At 67.7% G+C, this 21,410-nt stretch carries 18 protein-coding genes and 1 tRNA gene; 14 read left to right on the forward strand and 5 right to left on the reverse strand.

Features of this window, described 5'->3' with window-relative positions; all coding sequences use genetic code 11:
* Positions 1–6: 6 nt before the first annotated feature.
* The 3 genes from ODI_RS20545 to ODI_RS20555 form a co-directional block, all read right to left on the reverse strand.
* Positions 7–1,716, reverse strand: a complete 1,710-nt coding sequence (locus ODI_RS20545; protein WP_408635957.1) for a ShlB/FhaC/HecB family hemolysin secretion/activation protein — start codon at positions 1,714–1,716, stop codon at positions 7–9.
* A 197-nt stretch (positions 1,717–1,913) separates the two neighbouring features.
* Positions 1,914–2,813, reverse strand: a complete 900-nt coding sequence (locus tag ODI_RS20550) for an AEC family transporter (RefSeq protein ID WP_067757096.1) — start codon at positions 2,811–2,813, stop codon at positions 1,914–1,916.
* Positions 2,814–2,834: 21 nt separating this feature from the next.
* Positions 2,835–3,383 (reverse strand): hypothetical protein, encoded by a 549-nt coding sequence (locus ODI_RS20555; RefSeq protein ID WP_157929798.1) that lies wholly within the window; start codon positions 3,381–3,383, stop codon positions 2,835–2,837.
* A gap of 158 nt (positions 3,384–3,541) precedes the next feature.
* On the opposite strand from ODI_RS20555, the gene ODI_RS20560 reads away from it, so the two are divergent.
* The 11 genes from ODI_RS20560 (at position 3,542) to ODI_RS20610 (ending at position 15,164) form a co-directional block, all read left to right on the forward strand.
* Positions 3,542–4,402, forward strand: coding sequence for an alpha/beta hydrolase (locus tag ODI_RS20560; RefSeq protein ID WP_082985453.1), 861 nt, complete (start codon positions 3,542–3,544; stop codon positions 4,400–4,402).
* 37 nt (positions 4,403–4,439) lie between these two features.
* Complete coding sequence (gene gshA, locus ODI_RS20565) at positions 4,440–6,029, forward strand: glutamate--cysteine ligase (protein WP_067757105.1); 1,590 nt, start codon at positions 4,440–4,442, stop codon at positions 6,027–6,029.
* A gap of 40 nt (positions 6,030–6,069) precedes the next feature.
* Positions 6,070–6,615: a lipocalin family protein gene (locus ODI_RS20570; RefSeq protein ID WP_067757108.1), complete on the forward strand. Its 546-nt coding sequence runs from the start codon at positions 6,070–6,072 to the stop codon at positions 6,613–6,615.
* Between the two features lie 251 nt (positions 6,616–6,866).
* Entirely contained in the window at positions 6,867–7,550 is a 684-nt protein-coding gene (locus ODI_RS20575) for a GntR family transcriptional regulator (protein WP_067757111.1), read from the forward strand.
* A gap of 12 nt (positions 7,551–7,562) precedes the next feature.
* Positions 7,563–9,188 carry an ABC transporter substrate-binding protein gene (locus tag ODI_RS20580; protein ID WP_067757114.1) on the forward strand — a complete coding sequence of 542 codons (1,626 nt, stop codon included), beginning with the start codon at positions 7,563–7,565 and terminating at the stop codon, positions 9,186–9,188.
* 1 nt (position 9,189) lies between these two features.
* Entirely contained in the window at positions 9,190–10,143 is a 954-nt protein-coding gene (locus ODI_RS20585; RefSeq protein WP_067757117.1) for an ABC transporter permease, read from the forward strand.
* Positions 10,133–11,020: an ABC transporter permease gene (locus ODI_RS20590; RefSeq protein ID WP_067757120.1), complete on the forward strand. Its 888-nt coding sequence runs from the start codon at positions 10,133–10,135 to the stop codon at positions 11,018–11,020. The genes ODI_RS20585 and ODI_RS20590 overlap by 11 nt, the downstream gene beginning before the upstream one ends.
* A 4-nt stretch (positions 11,021–11,024) precedes the next feature.
* Positions 11,025–12,035: an ABC transporter ATP-binding protein gene (locus tag ODI_RS20595; RefSeq protein ID WP_197707119.1), complete on the forward strand. Its 1,011-nt coding sequence runs from the start codon at positions 11,025–11,027 to the stop codon at positions 12,033–12,035.
* 25 nt (positions 12,036–12,060) lie between these two features.
* On the forward strand, positions 12,061–13,062 hold the full coding sequence (locus tag ODI_RS20600) for an ABC transporter ATP-binding protein (protein WP_197707120.1): 1,002 nt from the start codon (positions 12,061–12,063) through the stop codon (positions 13,060–13,062).
* 77 nt (positions 13,063–13,139) lie between these two features.
* Entirely contained in the window at positions 13,140–14,708 is a 1,569-nt protein-coding gene (locus ODI_RS20605) for a gamma-glutamyltransferase family protein (RefSeq protein ID WP_067757776.1), read from the forward strand.
* A gap of 114 nt (positions 14,709–14,822) precedes the next feature.
* On the forward strand, positions 14,823–15,164 hold the full coding sequence (locus ODI_RS20610; protein ID WP_067757127.1) for a zinc ribbon domain-containing protein YjdM: 342 nt from the start codon (positions 14,823–14,825) through the stop codon (positions 15,162–15,164).
* A gap of 26 nt (positions 15,165–15,190) precedes the next feature.
* Here ODI_RS20610 and ODI_RS20615 read toward each other — a convergent pair whose 3' ends face one another.
* Together ODI_RS20615 and ODI_RS20620 are read right to left on the reverse strand one after the other, a co-directional pair.
* Positions 15,191–15,949 carry a hypothetical protein gene (locus ODI_RS20615; RefSeq protein ID WP_067757129.1) on the reverse strand — a complete coding sequence of 253 codons (759 nt, stop codon included), beginning with the start codon at positions 15,947–15,949 and terminating at the stop codon, positions 15,191–15,193.
* Between the two features lie 195 nt (positions 15,950–16,144).
* A tRNA-Arg gene (locus tag ODI_RS20620) sits at positions 16,145–16,219 on the reverse strand.
* Positions 16,220–16,511: 292 nt separating this feature from the next.
* Between ODI_RS20620 and ODI_RS20625 the strand changes: the two genes are divergently transcribed.
* The 3 genes from ODI_RS20625 (at position 16,512) to ODI_RS20635 (ending at position 21,396) form a co-directional block, all read left to right on the forward strand.
* Positions 16,512–17,417, forward strand: coding sequence for a c-type cytochrome (locus ODI_RS20625; protein WP_067757131.1), 906 nt, complete (start codon positions 16,512–16,514; stop codon positions 17,415–17,417).
* Positions 17,418–17,656: 239 nt separating this feature from the next.
* Complete coding sequence (locus ODI_RS20630; RefSeq protein WP_067757135.1) at positions 17,657–17,884, forward strand: hypothetical protein; 228 nt, start codon at positions 17,657–17,659, stop codon at positions 17,882–17,884.
* A gap of 320 nt (positions 17,885–18,204) precedes the next feature.
* The gene (locus ODI_RS20635) at positions 18,205–21,396 is read left to right on the forward strand and encodes an EAL domain-containing protein (protein WP_067757138.1); all 3,192 of its coding nucleotides are present in this window, start codon (positions 18,205–18,207) and stop codon (positions 21,394–21,396) included.
* The last annotated feature ends 14 nt before the right edge of the window (positions 21,397–21,410 follow it).

The raw sequence follows: 21,410 nt of genomic DNA on the forward strand, positions 1-21,410 counted from the left end.
GGCAGGTCAGAAATCAAAGGTCAACGAGAACGCCACCGTGGTGCTGGCGGTTTCGAGCAGGTCGGGTTTCTTCAGGGGCCAGCCCAGCGACAGGTCGTAGTTGGCGTTCACCGGCCCCACTGCGGCGCGTCCGCGCAGGCCCAGCACCGCGCCGATCAAGGTGCGGCTGGGCAGATAGGCCGCCGCCTGGCCGCCCACGCGGCCCGCGTCGACGCCGCCGTACAGCTGATGGCCGGTGTCGCCCAGGTTCATGGAGAGGTCGTTGCGCAGCGTCCAGCCGCGCTCGCCGGCCAGGGTCATCTCGCCATCGAAGCCGCGCACGGCATAGCGGTTGCCGATGGTGAAGTAGTCCGCGGGCAGGATTGCCGTGTCGGCATGCTGGATCTGCCAGTTGGCCTGGTAGCCCCAGCGCTGGCCCGCCAGCGCGAAGGGCAGGAAGACGCCCGCGCTGCCCAGCAGCACGCGGCTGCGGCCGTTCCAGTTCTCTTCGCCCAGGACGAAGCCCGGCGCGTCGGACCAGCGCGGAATGGAGGCGCGCCACGACACGCCGGCATCCAGCACGGCCTGCCCCAGGTATTGGCGATGGGAATAGCCCAGCTCCAGGCCCACGACGTCTCGCCGTTGCACCTCGATCTCGATGTCGTCCAGCGTGCTGGTGGCGCGCTTGCGATACAGCTTCGCGCTGAGGTTGCCCTTGTGGTCGGTGCCGCGATACGGCACCACCGACAGCCCGGCCTCGACCTGCTTGCTGGTGCCGCCATAGACGATGGGCGCGTCGAAGCCCGGCACGGTCTGGCGATAGCGTGAACGGCTGGCGCCCGCGAAGGCCGTCCAGTAGCCGAAGGGAATGCTGTAGTGCAGCGACGCGGCGCGCGAACCCGCCGCCGAATTGCCACGGTCGGCATTGCTGTTCCACGAGGCCGAGAGCTGGTCGTACAGGAACAGCGGCGAATCCACCGTCAGGCCGGCGTTCATCTGCCAGTCACCGGTGGAGGACATGCCGCCGTTGTCCAGGCCCGCGTAGCCATGCAGGCGCTTGCCGGTGCCCGGTTTCAGGACGATGTCGGTGTCGCCGGGCTGCGCGCCGGGCACGAGGTCGATGGCGGCATCGGACTGCCCGCCCAGGCGGCGCACGTTTTCCAGGGCCTGGTCGAGGTCGCGCTGGTCCACGTCGCCGTCTTCCCACGCGGGCAGCGCCATGCGCCACCAGCCCGGCGCGCCATCGGCGCGCACCGCCGCGATGCGGCCGCGCACATAGCGCAGCGTCAGCACGCCCTGGGCCAGGGATTGCTCGGGCACCAGCACGCGGGCGGTGACCTTGCCGCGCGCGATCATCATGGCCATGAGGTGCTGCTGGAGGGCCTGCAACCCGAGCGCGCCGACGCAGCGCGACAGCACGGCATCAGCCTCGCTTGTCGCCCAGGCGGGCGGTGCCTGGCCTTCCCAACGGATGTCAGTGATGACGAAGCAGGGACTTTCCTGGGGAAGCGTCAGGACGCCCTCGGCTGGCGCCTGGGCGGGAGCGGAGAAGACATCGGGCCGTTCAGCGGCGCGGGCGCGCTGGGCTTCCAGTTCCTGTTCCTGGCGGCGCTGGATGTCCAGGCCAGGATCGGCCGGCGCCGTTTGGGCGCGGAGTGCCGGCGCAGCAAGGCTGACGAGCAGAATGAGGGGGAAAAGACGCCAGGTTCTACGAGTTTTCCGTTGCAATACCGCCACTTCGCCCACGCTTCCCGTGTTTCAGAACTGCCAAAAGTAACAAGAAACCTTTGGAAAAACTATGACACGAAAGGCGAACACTGCAGACCCGGGGCCGAAAAATTCCCCAGGAAAACCCAAGCGTTTGATTACATGGAACTATTTGTTTTTTGCGATCATCGGGAATAGTGCTGTGTCTGAACAACACCTGAACGTCGTCAGAGCCCGGCGCCAGCCAACCACAACAACAGGGGCGCCACCAGCAGGAACACCGCCGTCGACACCAGTACCGCCCCCGCCGACGTGTCGCCGCTGTCGGTGAAGCGGCGCGCATACATATAGCTGACGACCGCGCAGGGCATGGACATCTGCAGGGCCAGCGCGCCGCCCACGGTGGGCGACATGTCCAGCAGCCAGACGGTGAGCATGCCCGCCAGCACGCCGGCCACCAGGCGCAACGCGGCCAGGCCGCTGCCCACCTTCAGGCCCGACGAGGGGATCAGCGCCAGCGCGTGGCCCAGGCTGAGCAACATGAGCGGCACCGTGAGCGTGCCCAGCAACTGGGCCGACTCGAGCACCGGCTGCGGTACCGGCACGCCGACCACACGCACGAGAACCGCCAGCACGCAGGCGATCAGCACCGGATTGCGCAGCGCGGCCATATTGCTGCCGCCCGACAGCAGGCGCACACCGGCCGTGTGCTGGAAGAAGGACGACACCGCGAAGAACGCCACGGCCACGGGCAGCCCTTCGTCGCCGAAGGCCAGTTGCGAGATCGGCAGGCCGATGTTGCCCGCGTTGGGAAACCAGGCCGTGGGCAGCAGCGTCTTGACCGGCTTGCCCCAGAGCTTCAATGCCACCGCGCACAGGCCGCCGCAGATGAGCAGGGCCAGCACCGAGGCGCCGAAGATGTCGGCCAGCGCGCGGGTATCCAGCTCGGTGGTGACCAGCGTGTGGAACACCAGCGCGGGCGTGGTGACCGAGGTGACGAGGATGGTGAGGAACGGACCGGAATACGGCAGGTCCCGCTTGGCCCAGACCGCGCCGACCAGGGCGCAGGCCATGAGGGGCGCCATCATCAGGGCGGTGGTGAGGTAGAACTGGATGACCGAGCCCATGGGCGGGAGTCTCTTCTTCTTTTATTGGGCGGGCGTGGCTGCGGCGCCCAGCAGACGCGGCGAGGCCATGAAGGTTTTCGTGGGTTCCTCGGGGAATTCACCGGCGGGGCCCGTCACCATCCATTCGACGATGGCCCCCTGATGCACGACGGCCTTGCCGACGAAACGCATGGCCACGCCACGCGCGCTGGAGGAAATGTCCACGGTCTCGCCCAGTGGCGGCAGCGGATCGGGCACGGGCACGCCGACGTTGGTGTACCAGGATGCCAGCAGGGCCTTCACCACCTCTCGCTGGGCCTTGGGATCCGGCGGCGTGCCGTCGCCGGGCGGCAGCACGATATGGCCCACGGCAAAGACCGTGTTGCCGCGGCGCGCGGCCTCCAACGTGAAGGGAATTTCATGGCCGGCAAGCGTGACGCGGCGCGTGTCGTCGATGACCTTGGCGGGGAACGCCGCGCGCACGCGACCGCCCGCCGCATCCAGTTCGCGCCAGTCGTATTCCGGCGAGCAGCCCGCCAGCGCCAGCAGCACCAACAGACCCGCCACGCCCGCGCCCAGCCGGCGCGTCATCCATCCCTGGTTCACTTCCCACCACCCTACGAGATCATTCGGTTTCCTGACAGGCTGGGCCAGATATGCGATGTGGGAGCACAATGCACCTGACGCCCGCGTCACGCCGGCACCGCCGGCGCGACACGCCCAAGGAGAGTGGATTGTCGCCGATTTCCATGACCGACACCCCGGACGGCATGCAGCTGGCCTGCTACCGCTGGGAACCCGACCCCGCCGTCGCGCACGGGCGAGGCATCTACATGCTGCACGGATTGGGCGAACACGCCGGCCGGCACGACAGGCTGGCGCGCTGGCTGGCAGACCGTGGCTGGCAGGTGGCCGCGCACGACCATCGCGGCCACGGCCGCTCCACCGGCCACCGGGCCACGCTGCGCCGCCCCGATGACCTGGTCGAGGACGCGTTGCGCCAACTGCGCGCCTGGTCGGCGGAACTGGCCCGGCCGCCCGTGCTGCTGGGCCACAGCCTGGGCGGCCTGCTGGCCGCGCGCATCGGCCTGCGCGGCGACCTGCCGCTGGATGGCCTGGTGCTGGCCAGCCCACCGTTCCAGGTCACCCTGCCCGCCTGGAAGACCGAAGCGCTGAAGCTGCTGGCGAACTGGGCGCCGGACCTGCGGGTGGGCCACGGGCTGCGCACGCTGCAGATCTCGCATGACCCGATCGCCGTGCGTGCCTATTACGACGATCCGCTGGTGCATGACCGCATGACCGGCAAGCTGGCGCGCTTCATCCATGATGCGGGCGCCCAGGCCCTGGCGGATGCGCCCACGCTGCGCTGGCGCACCCTGCTGCTGGTGGCGGGGGCGGACGCCATCGTGGACCCTGCCGGCAGCCGGGCCTTCGCCGACCGCGCCCCGCCGGGCATGCTGGCCCTGCGCTGGTATGACCGCGCCTGGCACGAGCTTTTCAATGAAACGCCCGAGCTGGCGGCCCCGGTTTACGCTGATCTGGATCATTGGTTGGCGCAATTCCCCCAGGCCGCGCCCGTCATCCCGGCAGCACCCGCCGCCAACCCGTAAAATCCCGGCACATTCGATTTTCTCCAAGAGCCCCGCCTTGTCCGACGTCCTCTACCACCGCCTTACACAACTCGAAGCCCTCCGGCCCCAGTTGGCCCGCACCCGCCGCGGCATCGAGAAGGAAGGCTTGCGGGTGGACCCGCAAGGCCGGCTGCGCCTGACCCCGCATCCGGCCAGCCTGGGCTCGGCGCTGACCCATGCGCGCGTGACCACGGACTATTCGGAATCGCTGCTGGAACTCATCACCGATGCGCACACCGACACGCATGCGCTGCTGGGCGAACTCGCCGACACGCATCGCTTCGTGGCGCAGGCCGCCCCCGAAGAGGTCCTGTGGAACCACTCGATGCCGGCCCTGCTGCCCGACGAGGCCGACATCCCCATCGCCTGGTACGGCACGTCGAACACCGGCATGCTCAAGCACGTGTACCGCCGTGGCCTGGCCGAGCGTTACGGCAAGACCATGCAGTGCATCGCCGGCCTGCACTACAACTTCTCGCTGGACGAATCGCTGTGGGAAGCCATCGGCGTGCCGGGCGACACGCCCGCCGCCCGGGCATCGGCCGGCTACATCGCGCTGATCCGCAACTTCAACCGCACGAGCTGGCTGCTGATGTATTTGTTCGGCGCCTCGCCCGCGCTCAGCAGCAGTTTCCTGCGCGGCCAGCAGCACAGCCTGCAGTCGCTGGATGACGAAACGCTGTACCTGCCCCATGCCACCAGCCTGCGCATGAGCGACCTGGGCTACCAGAACAAGGCCCAGTCCAAGCTGAAGCTGGGCTACAACGACCTGGAAAGCTTCCTGGCCCGGCTCTATGAAGCCGTGACCGAGCCCTGGCCCGAATACGCCGCCATGGGCACCCATCGCGACGGCCAGTGGATCCAGCTCAACACCAACCTGTTGCAGATCGAGAACGAGTACTACTCGAGCATCCGCCCCAAGCGCAGCACGGCGCGCTGCGAGCGTCCCATCACCGCGCTGGCACAGCGCGGCATCCAATACGTGGAAGTGCGCTGCCTGGACATCGATCCCTTCGAGCCCATCGGCATCTCGCACGACACGGTGCGTTTCATGGACGCCTACCTGCTGCACTGCGCGCTGCAGGACAGCCCCTGTATCGATCCGCCCGGCCACTGCCAGGACAGCCAGAACAACTTCGACAAGGTCGTGCGCGAAGGCCGCGATCCCGCGCTGCGCCTGTCGCGCCTGGGTGCGCCGGTCAGCGTGGCCGATTGGGGCCACGACCTGCTCGACCAGATCGGCGCCTGCGCCGCGCTGCTGGACTCGGCCTATGGCGGCGACGGCTACGCCCGCGCCGTAGCGGCCCAGCGCGGCAAGCTGGACGACCCGGCGCTCACGCCGTCGGCCCGCGTGCTGGCCCAATTGCGCCAGGACCACCAGTCCTTCCACGAATTTGCCCTGCAACGCAGCCTGGCTCATACTCAGTCCTTGCGCGAGCAGGTCCTGCCGGATGACACCCGCGCCGCCTATGACGCAATGACGCGCGACTCCGTGGCCGAGCAGGCCGCGCTGGAGGCGGCCGACACCGAGACCTTCGAGGAATACGTCGCCCGCTACCACGCCGCGCTCAAGCCGCCTGCCGCCGTCACCGCCACGCAGGCCTGACCGCCGCGCAACGCGCGGCTTCACCCCTTCGAGGCCCGCCATGCTCCGCCGTCTTCTTCCCCTCCTCTTCCTTGCCTGCGTGGGCTGCGCGTCCACGCAGGACAGCACCGTCGCCACGGTGCCGCAGGTCGATCTCGACCGCTACACCGGCAAGTGGTACGAGATCGCCAGCTACCCCATGTATTTCCAGCGCAAGTGCCTGGGCGACACCACCGCCCAGTACACCGCGCGGGAAGACGGCCGCATCGACGTGCTGAACCGTTGCCGCACCGCCAAGGGTTTCGACGAGGCCGACGGCATCGCCACGGTGGTGCCCGACAGCGGCAATGCCCGCCTGCGGGTGTCCTTCTTCTGGCCCTTCAAGGGCGACTACTGGATCATCGGCCTGGACCCGCTCTATCGCTGGGCGGTGGTGGGGTCGCCTGACCGCAAATACCTGTGGATCCTGGCGCGCTCGCCGGAAATGTCCGCCATGCGCCTGGAAGAGGCCCTGGCCGCGGCGCGCGCGCAGGGTTACGACCTGAAGGAACTGCGCTACACGGAACAGAACGGCAAGACGTCGGCGCCCGGCGCGGCCAAGCGCTGACCCTTCCTCGCGTCGGCGGCATTCGCCTGCCGGCGCCATTTCTCCCCCCGCCGTTCGTGCGGACATTCCTCCTTCACTAAACCCCAGGGAAAACCCTGGGTTGCAGCGGTTTGCTGCAGCGCACACAATTTGCCAAATGCAACATTGGATACACGCATCCATGTATCCATAAGTGCGAATACCAAGGCGGCCCACCGCCAGACCCAAGGGATAGCCACAACCTGTTCGGTCAGAGGAGACCTGCCGTGCCCATGAAAAACGCCTACCCCCCGCCCCTCGCGGCAACGGCCGAAGCCGACGCCTACCTCCATATCCAGACCGCGATCCGGATGGGCACCTACGCGCCCGGCATGCGGCTGATCGCCGAGGACATCGCCACCGAGATCGGCAGCAGCCGCATGCCGGTGCGCGAAGCCTTCCGGCGGCTGGCCACCGAAGGCCTGGTCGTGATCCGCCCCAACCGTGGCGCCACCGTCAGCGGGCTGGGTTTGGAGGACATGCGCGAAGTCTTCGAGACGCGCGCCGTGCTGGAAGGCCTGGCCATCCGCACCGCGTTGCCGCGCATGACGCCGGCCACGATCGACACGCTGGAACGCATGCTGGACCGCATGGACGAGCGCATGGAGAACAGCGCCGACTGGACCAGCGCGCATCGCGATTTCCATGAATACCTGTGCAGCCTGAGCGGACGCCCCCGGCTGATGAAACTGATTGCCGACCTGCACTCGCAGATCGAGTCGACCATGCGGTTGTGGTTCAAGCACCTCGACCGCCCCCTGAGTGCCCGCGACGACCACATGGACCTGATCGCCGCGCTGCGCACGCGCGACCTCGACATCGCCGAAGCCGCCATGCGCGAACACGTGCAGGCCACCGTGCCTGAGCTCATGCAGTTCCTGGAAACACGCTCCCCTCCCTCATCCGCCCTGCCCTAGAGGACACATGCCATGACCATCGATCACAAGGCCCGTCTGGCCAGCACCCTGGCCGCCGACTTCGGCCGGCGTTCCTTCCTGAAGACTGCCGCGGCCGGCGCCGGCCTGCTGGCGGCCTCCACGGTCGGCATGCCGGCCTTCGCGCAGGGCGCGCCCAAGCGCGGCGGCACCCTCAAGCTCGCCTGGGTGGAAGCCATCGACACGCTGGACCCGCACTTCACCGCGTCGGCCGGGTCGATCAAGGTCATCAACAATGTGTTCAACGGCCTGCTGAAGGTCGCCTATGACGGCAAGCGCGTGAGCTTCCTGCCCGACCTGGCCGCCAGCTGGGACATGCCCGACGACAAGACCCACGTCTTCAAGCTGCGTCCCGGCGTGAAGTTCCACAACGGCGATCCCTGCGACGCAGCGGCCGTGAAGTGGAGCCTGGAACGCGTGAAGGACCCGGCGGTGAAGTCACCGCACGGCTGGAAGTTCGCGCTGCTGGACGGCGTGGATATCGTCGATGACCTGACGGTCCGCATGCGCTTCTCCAAGCCCTACGCCTTCCTGCCCGTGTCGCTGACGGGCAGCACCGGCCGCGCCGGCACCATCGTCTGCAAGCGCGCGGTGGAACAGGACCCCAAGGCCTATGGCCGCATGCCGGTCGGCACCGGCCCCTTCCGGCTCGTCAGCTGGAAGGAGAACAACGCCATCGAGCTGGCCCGCAATCCCGACTACTTCGAAGCGGGCAAGCCCTATCTGGACAGCGTGCAGATCCTGCTCATCAAGGAGCCCAGCGCTGCCGTGGCCGCGATGATGTCGGGCCAGGTGGACGGCATGTCGGTCTGCCCCTTCCAGTTCATTCCGCAACTGCGCAAGAATCCCAACGTCGTCGTGCATGGCCAGGTGGAGGGCAACTATGCCTTCGTGGGCATGAACAATCGCCGCGCCCCCTTCGACGACCCGAACATGCGCCGCGCCGTGGCCTTCGCGATCGACCGCCAGGCCATCGTGCAGCAAAGCTATTTCGGCGAGGCCATCCCGGCCTACACCTGCATCTCGCCGCCCATGTCGGACTTCTATGATCCCGAGATCGCGAAGTCGGGCCGCGGCCAGTTCTTCGACCTGGCGCGCGCCAAGGAATACCGCGCCAAGGCCAAGGTGCAGGGCGAGGTGAATCCGGTGTTCATCGTGACCGACGGCTTCACCGGCTCGGGCGGCATGGGCACGCGCAACGCACAGCTCATCGCTCCCATGCTGGCGCAGATCGGCATCAAGCCCAAGATCGAACTGGTCGACCGCGCCGTGTGGACCAGCCGCCGCAACGCCGGCGACTTCGACATGTACGACGAAGCGTGGGTGGCCGACCTGGACCCGGACGAGACCATCTACCCGGAGTGGGCCACCGGCAAGCCCTGGAATTTCGTGGGCTACAGCAACCCCGCCTTCGACGAGGCCTGCGTGGCGGCCCAGACCATCCTGGATCCGGCCAAGCGCCGCGACCTGTACGTGAAGGCCGAGGACGTGCTGATGAACGATGCGCCGCTGGCCGTGCTGGCGCACATGAAGGTCTTCAAGATCCTCGCCAAGAAGGTCCAGGGCTTCGAATACGTGCCCGCCGACCTGCTGGACCTGCACGGCGTCTGGCTGGCCTGACATGGGCAAGCAATTGCTGGCGGGCCTGGCGCAGACCGCGCTGGTGCTCCTGGTGGTCTCGGTGGTGAGCTTCGCGTTCCTGAAGCTCGCCCCGGGCGATCCGGTGGCGCTGATGCTGGGCTCGGACTTCTCGCGCGACGCCTACGACAAGCTGTATGCCGACCTCGGCCTGAACCAGCCGCTGCCTGCGCAGTACCTGGACTGGCTGTGGCGCTTCGTGCGCGGCGACTGGGGCATGTCGTATGTCAGCCACCAGGACATCTTCGAGCAGGCCGTGCTGCAGGCCCTGCCCGTGACGCTGGCGCTGGCCGGACTCTCCCTGTTGCTGGCCCTGGCGGTCGGCATTCCGCTGGGCGTGGTGGCGGCCGTGCGCCGCAACACCTGGGTCGACATGCTGGCCAGCACGCTGGCCATCGGCGGCAACGCATTTCCCAGCTTCTACCTGGGTGTCGTGCTGATCTGGATCTTCGGCGTCTCGCTGGGCTGGTTCCCCCCCATGGGTTTCGTCGCGCCCTGGGATGACCTGGGCGCCGGGCTGTGGCACCTGGCCTTGCCGGCCGTGACCCTGGGCGCCTGGTATGTCGGGCTGATCGCCACCGTCACGCGCTCCAGCCTGCTGGAAGTCCTGGAGCAGCCCTACATGGCGGCGGCGCGTGCGCGCGGCGAGCCGGCATGGCGGGTGATCTGGGTGCACGGCATGCGCAACGTGATGATGCCGCTCGTCACCGTGATCGGCCTGCAGCTGGGCGGCATGCTGCGCGGCGCCGTCATGACCGAAGTCGTCTTCACGCTGCCCGGGCTGGGCATGATGATCACCTCCGCCGTGCAAGGCCGCGAATACATCGTGGTGCAGGCCGGCATCATGATCACGGCCCTGCTCTTCATCGTCGTCAATTTCGCGGTCGACCAGACCTACGCGATCCTGGACCCGAGGCTCAGAAAACATGGCCGCTGACCTTGCCCCCGCCAAGGCGGCATCTGCCCCGCCGCCCAGCCGGCTACGCCGCGCCTGTCGGCAGTTGCGCCGTCAGAACAAGGCGATGATCGGCCTGGTCATCGTGTCGGTCTTCGTGCTGGCCGCGCTCTTCGCGCCCTGGCTCGCCACGCACGCCCCCACCGACCAGGACTTCATGGCCGCCATGCAGCCGCCATCCGCCGCGCACTGGCTGGGCACCGACTCCTTCGGCCAGGACATGTACAGCCGGCTGCTGTATGGCGCGCGCTCGGCCCTGTGGATCGGCTTCGCCTCGGTGGCCCTGGGCCTGGTGGGCGGCGTCGCGCTGGGCCTGCTGGCCGGCCTGCGCGGCGGGCGCACCGAATGGTTCGTGATGCGCGTGGTCGACGGCCTGCTGGCGTTTCCCGAACTCATCATGGCCATGGCCTTCATGGCGATCTTCGGCCTGGGCCTGTCCAACGTGGTCTACGCGCTGGGGCTGTCCTTCGTCGGGCCGTTCGCCCGCATGGTGCGCGCCGACGTGCTGCAGGTGAAGGGCCGGCCCTATGTGGAGGCCGCCAGGCTGATGGGCGTGCCCGGTCGCGACATCGTGCTGCGCCACGTGTTGCCCAACATCGCCTCGCCCATCCTCATCCAGGCCGGCATGCGCGTGTCCATCGCCATCTTGCTGGGCTCGGGCCTGTCGTTCCTGGGCCTGGGGGTGGTGCCGCCCACGCCCGACTGGGGCCTGATGATCTCGGAAGGCCGGGGGTTCATCACCCTGGCGCCATGGATCTCGGGCATCCCCGGCCTGGCGCTGGCCATCCTGCTGGTCGGCCTGAACCTTTTCGCCGAGGGCCTGCGCGACGCGCTGGACCCGCGCACCCGACAGGACTGAGGCGATGATGCTTGCTCCCTCCCCACTGGCATTCGGCCTCGATGACGACATGCCGGCCCCATCCGCCAATGCCACGCCCGGCGCATCTTTGTTGTCGGTGGAACGCTTCACCCTGCGCCGCCGCGGCGTGGCCGTGCTGGACGACGTGACGCTGGACTTGCCGCGCGGACAATCGCTCGCGCTCATCGGCGAATCGGGCGCCGGCAAGTCCACGCTGGCATTCGCCGCCATGGGCCTGTTGCGCCCGCCCGAAGTCGAACTGGAAGGCGCGCTGCATGTCGGCGGCACCGACATCGCCACCGCGCCCGAGAAACACCTGCGCACGCTGCGTGGCTCGCGCATGGGCCTGATCTTCCAGGATGCCACCGCCGCGCTGAATCCCTGCTTCACCGTGCTGCAGCACCTTGCCGAACCGCTGCGGCGCCATCGCGGCCTGTCGCGCGCGGCCTGTCGCGAGCGCGCCCGGGCCTTGCTGGAAAGCGTCGGCATCGCGGACCCGGCCCGACGCCTGGATGCCTATCCCCACGAGCTATCGGGTGGCATGCAGCAACGCGTGATGATCGCGATCGCGCTGGCCTGCGAGCCCGAACTGCTGATCGCCGACGAACCCACCAGTGCACTGGACGTCACCATCCAGGCGCAGATCATGACGCTGATCCTGGAGCGCGTGCGCGCGCTGGGCGCCTCGGTGATCTTCGTGCTGCACGACCTGGCGCTGGCAACGCAGGTCGCGGATCGGGTGGCGGTGATGTATGCCGGCCAGATCGTCGAAACCGGCCCTGCGCGCGATGTCCTGCAGTCGCCGCGCCATCCCTATACCCAGGGCCTGCGCGCCAGCGCCATCGAGTTCGGCGCGCAACGCCTGCGCCCCATCGCCGGCGTGGTGCCGCCGCTGTCGGCCATGCCGCAAGGCTGCCGCTACGCGCCACGCTGCCCGCAAGCCACCGCGCAGTGCAGCCAGCGCCCGGCCTTGTCGCCCCGCGGCGAGCGCCTCGTGGCCTGCTGGCACGCCTGAGTGACACGCCACCATGACGACGACCATGCATGCATCTTCCGCCCCCGACCTGCCGCTCTTTTCCCTCCAGGATGTGGAGAAGGCCTATCCCATCGACCAGGGCCGGCGCGCCCTGAAGGCGCTGGATGGCGTGCGGCTGACCCTGCGCGCGGGCGAGTCGCTGGCCCTGGTGGGCGAAAGCGGCTCGGGCAAGTCCACGCTGGTCCGCGTGATGCTGGGCCTGGAGACCGCCACCAATGGCCGCGTGCGGGTGCGGGGCCACGAACTGGACCAGATGGACAGCGCCGCCCGCCGCCGCCACGCCCGCGAAGTGGCCTACATCTACCAGGATGCGCGTGGCTCGCTGGACCCGCGCATGACGGTCGCGGCCTTGCTGGCCGAACCCATCCGCCTGCACCGGCTGCGCGATGAGCGCGAGATCCCCGGCCGCGTCGCCGAGCTGCTGGCCCAGGTCGGCCTGCCCGACGAAGTCGCGCGCCGCTATCCCTCCGAGTTGTCAGGCGGCCAGGTGCGCCGCGTTGCCGTGGCGCGCGCGCTGGCCTGCGAACCGCAGGTGATCGTGGCCGACGAGTCCGTGGCAGGCCTGGACGTGTCGGTGCAGGCGCAATTGCTGAACCTGCTGCGCGACCTGCAACGCGACAGCGGCATCGCGCTGGTTTTCGTCACCCACGACCTGGGCGTGGCCGCCTACCTGTGCGAGCGCGTGGCGGTCATGTACCTGGGCCGCATCGTCGAGTCCGGGCCCACCGCCAGCATCCTCGGCGCGCCCCGCCATCCGTACACCCAGGGCCTGATGGACGCCTTTCCACGCTTCGACGCACCGCTGTCCTCGCCCTTGCGCGGCGAGATCCCCAGCCCCGCCGACCTGCCGCCCGGCTGCCGCTTCCAGTCACGCTGCCCGCAAGCCCGCGCCGACTGCCTGGCCACGGATCCGCCGCTGACCAGCCACGCGGGCCGCGAGGCCGCCTGTCTGTTTCCCCTGCAACCCGCGGCCAGCGGCATCGCGGCCACCGCGCAAACCCGTTAGCATCCCCACTCGCCTTTCTGCCACACAGGAATCTCGCCGTGCAGTCACCCAACAATCCCGCCCGCGGCACGCGCGGCATGGTCACCACCCCGAATGCCCTGGCCTCGCAAAGCGGCCTGGCCGTCTTGCGCGAAGGCGGCAGCGCCGTCGAGGCCATGATCGCCGCCGCTGCCACCATCGCGGTCGTCTATCCGCACATGAACAGCCTGGGTGGCGACGGCTTCTGGCTCATCAGCCGGCCGGGCCACGATCCGGTCGGCCTGGAGGCCTGCGGCGCCGCCGCGGCCGGCGCCTCGCTGGAAGGCTATCGCGCGCAAGGGCTGGAGCGCATTCCCTTTCGCGGCGGCCTCGCGGCCAACACCGTGGCCGGCACGGTCTCGGGCTGGCACGCCGCACACGAATGGGCACGCGCCAACCTGGGCTCGGCGCTGCCCATCTCGCGGCTGCTGGAGGACGCCATCCACTACGCCCGCCACGGCATTCCCGTCACCCGCAGCCTGGCGGCCTGCGTGGCCGCCAAGCGCGATGAACTGATCGACGTCCCCGGCTTCGCGCGTGCATTCCTGCCCGACGGCAAGGCGCCCGTCGAGGGCGGCCGCCACCTGCAGCCAGCCATGGCCGATACGCTTGCCCACCTGGCCCGCCACGGCCTGGACGATTTCTATCGCGGCGACCTGGCGCAACGCATCGCCGAGGATCTGCATGCCGCGGGCAGCCCCATCGGCCTGGAAGACCTGCGGGCCCACCAGGCGGTCTGGAAAACGCCGCTGGCCATGCCGCACACGCTGGGCACGCTCTACAACATGCCGCCGCCCACCCAAGGCTTGGTGTCGCTGCTCATCCTGGGCCAGCTGGACCGCATCCTGCCCGAACGCTTCGACCACCTGGGCGCGGACTACGTGCACGCCTGCGTGGAGGCCACCAAGCAGGCCTTCGCCATCCGTGACCAGCACATCACCGACCCGGCATTCATGACCGAGACGCCCGACGCCTTCCTGACGCCCGCGGCGCTGGACGCCATGGCCGAGCGCCTGCGGCCGTCGCAGGCCGCCAGCTGGGGCGGCGGGCAAGGCCCCGGCGACACGGTGTGGATGGGCGCCATCGACGCCAATGGCGTCGCGGTCAGCTTCATCCAGAGCATCTATCACGAGTTCGGCAGCGGCGTCGTCCTGCCACAATCCGGCTTGAACTGGCAGAACCGCGGCTGCAGCTTCTCGCTGGACCCGGCTTCGCGCAATCCGCTCGCCCCCCGCCGCAAGCCCTTCCACACCCTGAATCCGGCAATGGCCAGGCTCTCGGATGGCCGCAGCATCGTCTACGGCAACATGGGCGGCGATGGCCAGCCGCAATCGCAAAGCGCCGTCTTCACCCGCATCACCCAGCTGGGCATGAACCCGCAGGCCGCCATCGACGCGCCGCGCTGGCTGCTGGGCCGAACCTGGGGCAATGCCAATGAATCACTGAAGCTGGAGGCGCGCTTCCCGCCTGCCACCGTGGACACGCTGCGCGCACGCGGGCATGCGGTGGAAGTGCTGTCGGCCTATGACGAAATCATGGGTCATGCCGGCGCGATCGTGCGCACTGCTGACGGCGTGCTGGAGGGAGGCTCGGATCCGCGCAGCGACGGGGCCGCGGTGGGCTGGTAGTCCGCGGGGCAGGCGCCGCAAGAAGGGTCGGACGGACATGGCCGCGCCCACCTTCTTGCAACGCCGCCTATACTCTTGCCCCGATTGCCCCAACCCTATCTACGGGATGTTTCCATGAGCACGCTGCCCCCCTGCCCGACCTGCCAGTCCGCACTGACCTACCAGGACGGCGCTTTGTTGATCTGTCCGGAATGCGCGCATGAGTGGTCGGAGGCCGAGTCGACCGCCCCGCCAGCGGAAGGCCGGGTATACCGGGACTCGGCCGGCAATCTTCTGCAGGACGGGGACACCGTCACCGTCATCAAGGACCTGAAGCTCAAGGGCTCGGGCGGCGTGATCAAGATCGGCACCAAGGTCCGGAACATCCGGCTGGTGGATGGCGATCACGATATCGATTGCAAGATCGATGGCTTCGGTGCGATGAGCCTGAAAACGGAATTCGTGCGCAAGGCGTGATCGCGCGGGCCTGTGCCGCGGGCGCGTCAGTCGTCTTCCCGCAAGGTGTGCGCCCTTCCCGGCGCCAGCATGGACAGGATCGCATGCAGCGACGCCGCTTCGATCGACACACGATCGATGACAAGGTCGTCACCCTGCGGAAAGTACGCTTCCTCGCCCGGTTCGTATTTCGGCTGCACGCCAAGCGGCAGGAAGGCACGCATGCCGGACAGCCGGAGGAGATGGTCTTCGGTGTCCGCGTCCGGCATATCAGGCGCTGCATCCTGCACGATCAGCCGCCGCACGTGCCGCAACGCTCCGGGCGCCCCGCCAAGATGGAAGGGATCGAAAACGCCTGAAGATGTCACGCCCGCCACCGACAGCGACACCTCGGCCACCTCTTCCTCGAAGTTCGTCCCGCCATAGGCTTCCAGCGCAGCTTTCATGTCGCCGTCCAGCGCATTGAGCAGCATCTGGAAATCCGCCGGGTCGTTGTCGTTGGCGCTGATCACGAGCCGCAAGGCAATCACGAGCAGGTCATGCGGCAGCGACTCCGCGGCAAGCCTGACCTCCAGCAGGTCGCCCGCAGGCGCCGCGACGGTGGCAACAAGGCCTTGCATGCCAAGCAAGCCCCTGCCGGCCAGCGCGACCAGGCTGTCGAAGGTGTCCTGCAGATCTTCCACCCCTTCCCGCGCGTGCCCCTTGGCCGCCCTGCCCGCGCTGTAGCGCAGGACGATCCTTGCCTCACCCTGCCTGGCGGGCGTGGACGTCCAGGACAGCTTGTCGATGTACTTCTGCAGGGTCATCCGAGTGCTCCGTCCGCCAGAAACGGCAACGTCGTTCATGCCGCATGGTAACGGCACGGCGGGCGCGACGACAGGAGGGCTATGGGAGGGCTATGGGAGGGCTTTCAGGGACGTCGGGGGAGCGCCAGCGCCAGCGAAGGATCGAGGACCTGGGGAACCGCCGAGTTTTTTCTGGAAATGACCGTCATGCGACGGTGGCGCGCCCGACAGGAATCGAACCTGTATCAAGAGCTTCGGAAACTCTCATTCTATCCATTGAACTACGGGCACCGCAGGGCAACATTGTACATTGCCTCCAGGAAAGCTGCTCGTCAAGCTCCCCGCGCCCCGCCCCGGGGCCGCCGGTTCACGCGCGGCCACCCTAGGGGAAACGCGCCCCTCCGACAGGGGTCGGCCAGGGCGGTTCTCGTTATAATCTGGCGTTTGCACGCCAAGCTGGCCCCATTTGCGTGACGCTTGGTAGAAGTAGATCAATAAAAGTCGTCGAGGCAGACAGCAAGCATCGCTGCCACCCAGCAAAATAACCGGGCATCCCCTAGACCCGACTTGCATGGATTTGGTCATGAGCAACGAGCAACAACACGCAGAAGAACACGGTTCTCTCATCAAGACCCCAAAGCAGTTGGTCGTCACGGTAGTCCTCGCATTCATCATCCCCATCGCCATCATCATCCTGCTGGTCCACTTCGTGACCTCGGGCGTGAAGGTCGGCGCCGGCTCCGACACCCTGGGCGAGGAAGCCACCAGCAAGCGCATCGCCCCCGTGGCCAAGCTCGAACTGGTCGATGCCAGCGCGCCGCGTGAATTGAAGACGGGCGAACAGGTCTACACCTCCACCTGTGCGGCCTGTCATAACGCCGGCACCGCCGGCGCGCCCAAGCTGGGCGACAACTCGGCCTGGGCCAAGTACATCAAGGAAGGCTACGAGACCATGCTGAAGGTCGCCATCACCGGCAAGGGTGCCATGCCCGCCAAGGGTGGCAATCCGACGCTGGACGACGTCGAGGTCGCCCGCGCCGTGGTCTACATGGCGAACAAATCGGGGGCCTCTTTCGAGGAACCGGCAGCGCCCGAACCTGCCGCGGAAGGCGAAAAGAAGCCCGACGCGCCCGCCGCAGCGGCGGCTCCTGCTCCTGCCCCCGCCGCGGCCGCGGCCGCTCCCGCCGAAGCGCCCCAGCCTGCCGCGCAGGCCGAGGCCAAGCCCGCCGCTGACGCGCAGGCCGTCAACCCCGCCGGCGAAAAGCTCTACAAGAGCACCTGTTTCGCCTGTCACGGCGCGGGTGTCGCCGGTGCACCCAAGTTCGGCGACAAGGCCGCCTGGGCCAAGTACATCGCCACCGGCGAGGACGCCATGATGGAAGTGGTCATCAAGGGCAAGGGCGCCATGCCGCCCAAGGGTGGCGCCGCCAACGCCAGCAACGAAGACCTGCTGGCCGCCGTGCGCTACATGGTGAACGCCGCCAAGTAAGCTTCGTTCCCCTGGCATTTCCCGAACCCCGGCCTCGTGCCGGGGTTTGTACTTTGGGCCGTCAAAATGGCCTTTTTTTTGTTTTCACCCGGCTTAAATACCATTCAAAAGGACGTTTTTTGCGTTCTCGCCACACATCCTAGGGTTTTCCCTAGAATTCTCCTTGCCCACCCCTAGGGATTACCCTATACTCGTTTTCACTTAGTCGTAAAACGCAGTTCTCAAGCAAGGAAACCACCATGGCACACGCACTCAACTCGAACGTTCGGCTGACCGACACGCTGGAACGCGACATGCTGCGTAACGCCCTCTCCGATCGCCCGCTGATTCTGTCCGCGATCGCTGCTGGCGCCGCGCGTCGCACCTGGAAGGCCATCACCGCTACCGCTGACTTCTTCGCCGAAGTGAACGACAGCATGGTCCGCGCCCGCCAGCAAAGCGCCCGCTACTCCGGTTCCGACTGGTAATGTGAAGCAGGCTCCCTCGGGAGCCTTTTTTATTGGGCCAGGATGCCAGGCGTCCTGGTTCGATGGCCGGCATCCGCCCGACTTCCCCCCGGGTGTTTTCCCATCGCCGGCACAAGGCTGAAGCGCCCGTCTCGTACCGGCAGGCCTTGCCATCGTGTACTGTCCGCGACACTGCGGAAAGGCCCACTATCACCGTGGGCCGGAGTACGCTATAAAACACATTACAAAATGTACAAGCGGCGGCCAATGAGGGCATGACCGCAACGCCTGGGGGAAGGGCATGGAGGTCCGGAATGGATCCCTTGCCGGCAGTCTGACGCATGAAGCGCAATGTCTTTTTCCGGCTGCTCGCGCGGCTGAGGGTCGGCCGCAAGCTGCTGCTGATCTATCTGCTTGACCTCACCGCCGTCGTCTACATCAGCGGCATCCTCATCCACGAAAAAACCCTGTCCATCGATTTCTCCGACAAGGAGATCCTGGGCAGCGCCTACATCACTGCCGTGCGCGACACGCTGGTCGACGTCGCGCTGGCCGGTGCCGGGCAACCCGCCACGCCCGACGCCCTGGGCAAGGCCCACACGGCGCTGGCCACTGCCGAAACCCAGTACGGCGCCAACATGCAAAGCGCCGAATTGAACGCGCGCCTGCGCGCACAGCTGGAACGGCTGTCGCTCTCGCCTGCCCCCAACTACGACGCGCTGGCCGAAGCCCTGGATGCCTGCCGGGCGCTGATCACACGCGTGGGCAACCAGTCCAACCTGATCCTGGATCCGGACCTGGACAGCTACTACGCCATGTCGCTGTCCATCCTGCGCTACCCCGCGTTGCTGCACGCGGTCAACAGCATCGGCCACCTGCTGAACGACACCAATCCCGCCTTGCAATCGGACGAAGCCGTGCGGGTCCGCTATCTGCTGCTGGAAGGCCAGCTGGATGCGGTCCTGCAGGGCCTGCGCTCGGACTACGCCGAAGCCGGCGCGGTCAATCGCCAGCTGGGCGCTGCGCTGACGCCCTCCATCCAGCACCTGCTCGCCACGGTCGATACCTATCGCCGCACGGTGCATGACGTGCTGAACCACGAAGCGGGCGTGCGCAACGAAGCGGCACTGCGGGCGGCGGGCGCCGCGCAGCAGGCCGTGGTCCATGCCGCGGATGCGGCATGGATCGTCACGGCCGACCGGCTGGACGAACTGCTCTACACCCGCGTCAGCGGTTTGTACTCAAGGATGTGGCTGCATCTGGGCACCGCCCTGTTCCTGCTGATCAGCATTCTCTTCATGGTGTATTTCGTCGCCCAGCAGATCTCCTGGCCGTTGCGGCAACTGGCGCGTGTCATGGACACGGTGCGCCGAACCGGCGACCACACGCAACGGGCGTCGTGGAACAGCCAGGACGAGATCGGCCAGCTGGTGCGCGGTTTCAACGACATGCTGGAGCAGCTGGACCGCGAACGCGACGCCCAGAAGGAACTGGCCGCCACGGCCCGCGCGTCGGCCGCGCAGCATTCGCTGGTGGAAGCCACGCCCGTGCCCATGATGGTGACCTCGGTGCCTGGCCATGAAGTGCTGCACGCCAACCAGCCCGCCTTGTCGTGGCTGGGCGGACGCACGACGGACCCGTGGATGCACGGGCTGGACTCATCGGTGCGCGCACGGTTCTTCCAGCAACTGTCCGACCACGATGCCGTCGATGAATTCGAGGTGCTGTGGCGCGCCGGCGCCGAACCCACCTGGGCCATGCTGTCCGCGCGGCGCCTGCATTTCCAGGGACGCGATGCGATCCTGACGGCGTTCACGCCCATCAACCAGATCAAGCTGATGGAGCAACGGCTGGAACTCTGGGCCAAGGTCTTCGAGGCCTCGTCCGAGGCCATCCTGATCCTCGACCACGAGCGCAAGCTGCTGAGCGCCAACGCGTCCTTCTACCGGTCCACGGGTTTCAGCACCGCGGACGTGCTGGGCAAGGTGCCGGGCTTCATCGCCGCGGAGTCGCGCAATGGCTCCGTCATGGAAAACCTCGTCGCGTATGTCGAGCCTTCCAGCACGTGGAGCGGCGAGGCCCAGATCCGCCGGCGCCAGGGCGGCGACTATCCGGCCTGGCTGATGATCAGCGCCGTGCGCGACAAGCAGGCCGACGTGTCGCACTACATCTGCACCGTCATCGACATCACCGACCGCAAGAAGAGCGAGGCGCGCATCCGCTTCCTGGCCGAGCACGACGTGCTGACGCAACTGCCCAACCGGGCGCTGTTCACCAAACAGCTGGCCGCGTCGCTGGAAAGCGGCGAGCGGACAGGCCGGCGCTGCGCCGTGCTGTTCATCGACCTGGATCGCTTCAAGGACATCAACGACTCCCTCGGCCACCATGTCGGCGACGGCTTGCTGAAGTCCATCTCGCGCCGGCTGCTGCAGGCCGTGCGCAGCGGCGACACCGTCAGCCGGCTGGGTGGCGACGAGTTCACCATCATCCTCAATGGTGTCACCAACCAGGCCGACGTCGAGCACCTGATCGGCGAGCGCCTGATCCCGCTCGTGCGGGAGCCGCACGAGATCGGCGGCGTCACGCTGCAGGTCTCGTGCAGCGTCGGCGTGGCGATGTATCCGGACGATGGCCTGGACATCGATACGCTGATGCAGAACGCCGATGCCGCCATGTACCAGGCCAAGGCGGCGGGCCGCAATCTCGTGAAGTTCTTCTCGGCCGAGATGGCCGAGCGCGCCCGGCTGCGGCTGGCGATGGAGGCCGGCCTCAGGACCTGCGTGGCCCAGCGCGAACTGGCACTGGCATTCCAGCCCTGCGTCGATGCCGCCCACGGCGCAATCGTCGGCGTGGAGGGCCTGCTGCGCTGGACCTCGCCCACGCTGGGCGCCATCCCGCCAGGCCAGTTCATCCCCATCGCGGAAGATACCCGCCTCATCATTCCCATCGGCGCCTGGGTCATCGACGAGGCCTGCCGGCAGATGGCCGCGTGGCGCGACCAGGGCTTGCCTGCCCTGCGCACCTCGATCAACCTTTCCGCCATCCAGCTGCGCGACCCGGGCCTCATCGACACGTTGCGCGCCTGCCTGAACGCGCATGGCATCGCGCCCGAGCTGCTGGAGCTGGAGATCACCGAGACCGTGCTGATGAGCAATGCGGAGAATTACCTGGACGTGATCCGGGACATCCGCAAGCTGGGCGTGAAGCTGTCGCTGGACGACTTCGGCACGGGGTATTCCAGCCTGAGCTACCTGAACCGCTTCCCGCTTGACCGCCTGAAGATCGACCAGGCGTTCGTGCGCGGCATGCTGGATTCCGCCACCGACCTGGCCGTGGTGAAGGCCATCATCGAACTGGGCCACGAGCTGGGCCTGCGCGTGGTGGCCGAAGGCGTCGAACGCGAGGAAGAGGCGCAGGCGCTGTGCAGCATCGGCTGCGACGAACTGCAAGGCTATCTGTTTGGGCGCCCGATGCCCGGCGCGCAACTGCCGCAATGGTGCGAGGACGCGGGACGCCTGGCGGCGGAAACCTGAGCGCGGCTTCGAAC

It is taken from the genome of Orrella dioscoreae, from assembly GCF_900089455.2.
Classification (GTDB): domain Bacteria; phylum Pseudomonadota; class Gammaproteobacteria; order Burkholderiales; family Burkholderiaceae_B; genus Orrella; species Orrella dioscoreae.

Coding starts and splice junctions, on each gene's coding strand:
- ODI_RS20550 (WP_067757096.1), bottom strand. CDS start 2,813: ATGGGCTCGGTCATCCAGTTCTACCTCACCACCGCCCTGATGATGGCG.
- ODI_RS20555 (WP_157929798.1), bottom strand. CDS start 3,383: ATGACGCGCCGGCTGGGCGCGGGCGTGGCGGGTCTGTTGGTGCTGCTG.
- ODI_RS20560 (WP_082985453.1), top strand. CDS start 3,542: ATGACCGACACCCCGGACGGCATGCAGCTGGCCTGCTACCGCTGGGAA.
- ODI_RS20570 (WP_067757108.1), top strand. CDS start 6,070: ATGCTCCGCCGTCTTCTTCCCCTCCTCTTCCTTGCCTGCGTGGGCTGC.
- ODI_RS20575 (WP_067757111.1), top strand. CDS start 6,867: ATGAAAAACGCCTACCCCCCGCCCCTCGCGGCAACGGCCGAAGCCGAC.
- ODI_RS20580 (WP_067757114.1), top strand. CDS start 7,563: ATGACCATCGATCACAAGGCCCGTCTGGCCAGCACCCTGGCCGCCGAC.
- ODI_RS20585 (WP_067757117.1), top strand. CDS start 9,190: ATGGGCAAGCAATTGCTGGCGGGCCTGGCGCAGACCGCGCTGGTGCTC.
- ODI_RS20590 (WP_067757120.1), top strand. CDS start 10,133: ATGGCCGCTGACCTTGCCCCCGCCAAGGCGGCATCTGCCCCGCCGCCC.
- ODI_RS20595 (WP_197707119.1), top strand. CDS start 11,025: ATGATGCTTGCTCCCTCCCCACTGGCATTCGGCCTCGATGACGACATG.
- ODI_RS20600 (WP_197707120.1), top strand. CDS start 12,061: ATGCATGCATCTTCCGCCCCCGACCTGCCGCTCTTTTCCCTCCAGGAT.
- ODI_RS20605 (WP_067757776.1), top strand. CDS start 13,140: ATGGTCACCACCCCGAATGCCCTGGCCTCGCAAAGCGGCCTGGCCGTC.
- ODI_RS20610 (WP_067757127.1), top strand. CDS start 14,823: ATGAGCACGCTGCCCCCCTGCCCGACCTGCCAGTCCGCACTGACCTAC.
- ODI_RS20615 (WP_067757129.1), bottom strand. CDS start 15,949: ATGACCCTGCAGAAGTACATCGACAAGCTGTCCTGGACGTCCACGCCC.
- ODI_RS20625 (WP_067757131.1), top strand. CDS start 16,512: ATGAGCAACGAGCAACAACACGCAGAAGAACACGGTTCTCTCATCAAG.
- ODI_RS20630 (WP_067757135.1), top strand. CDS start 17,657: ATGGCACACGCACTCAACTCGAACGTTCGGCTGACCGACACGCTGGAA.
- ODI_RS20635 (WP_067757138.1), top strand. CDS start 18,205: ATGAAGCGCAATGTCTTTTTCCGGCTGCTCGCGCGGCTGAGGGTCGGC.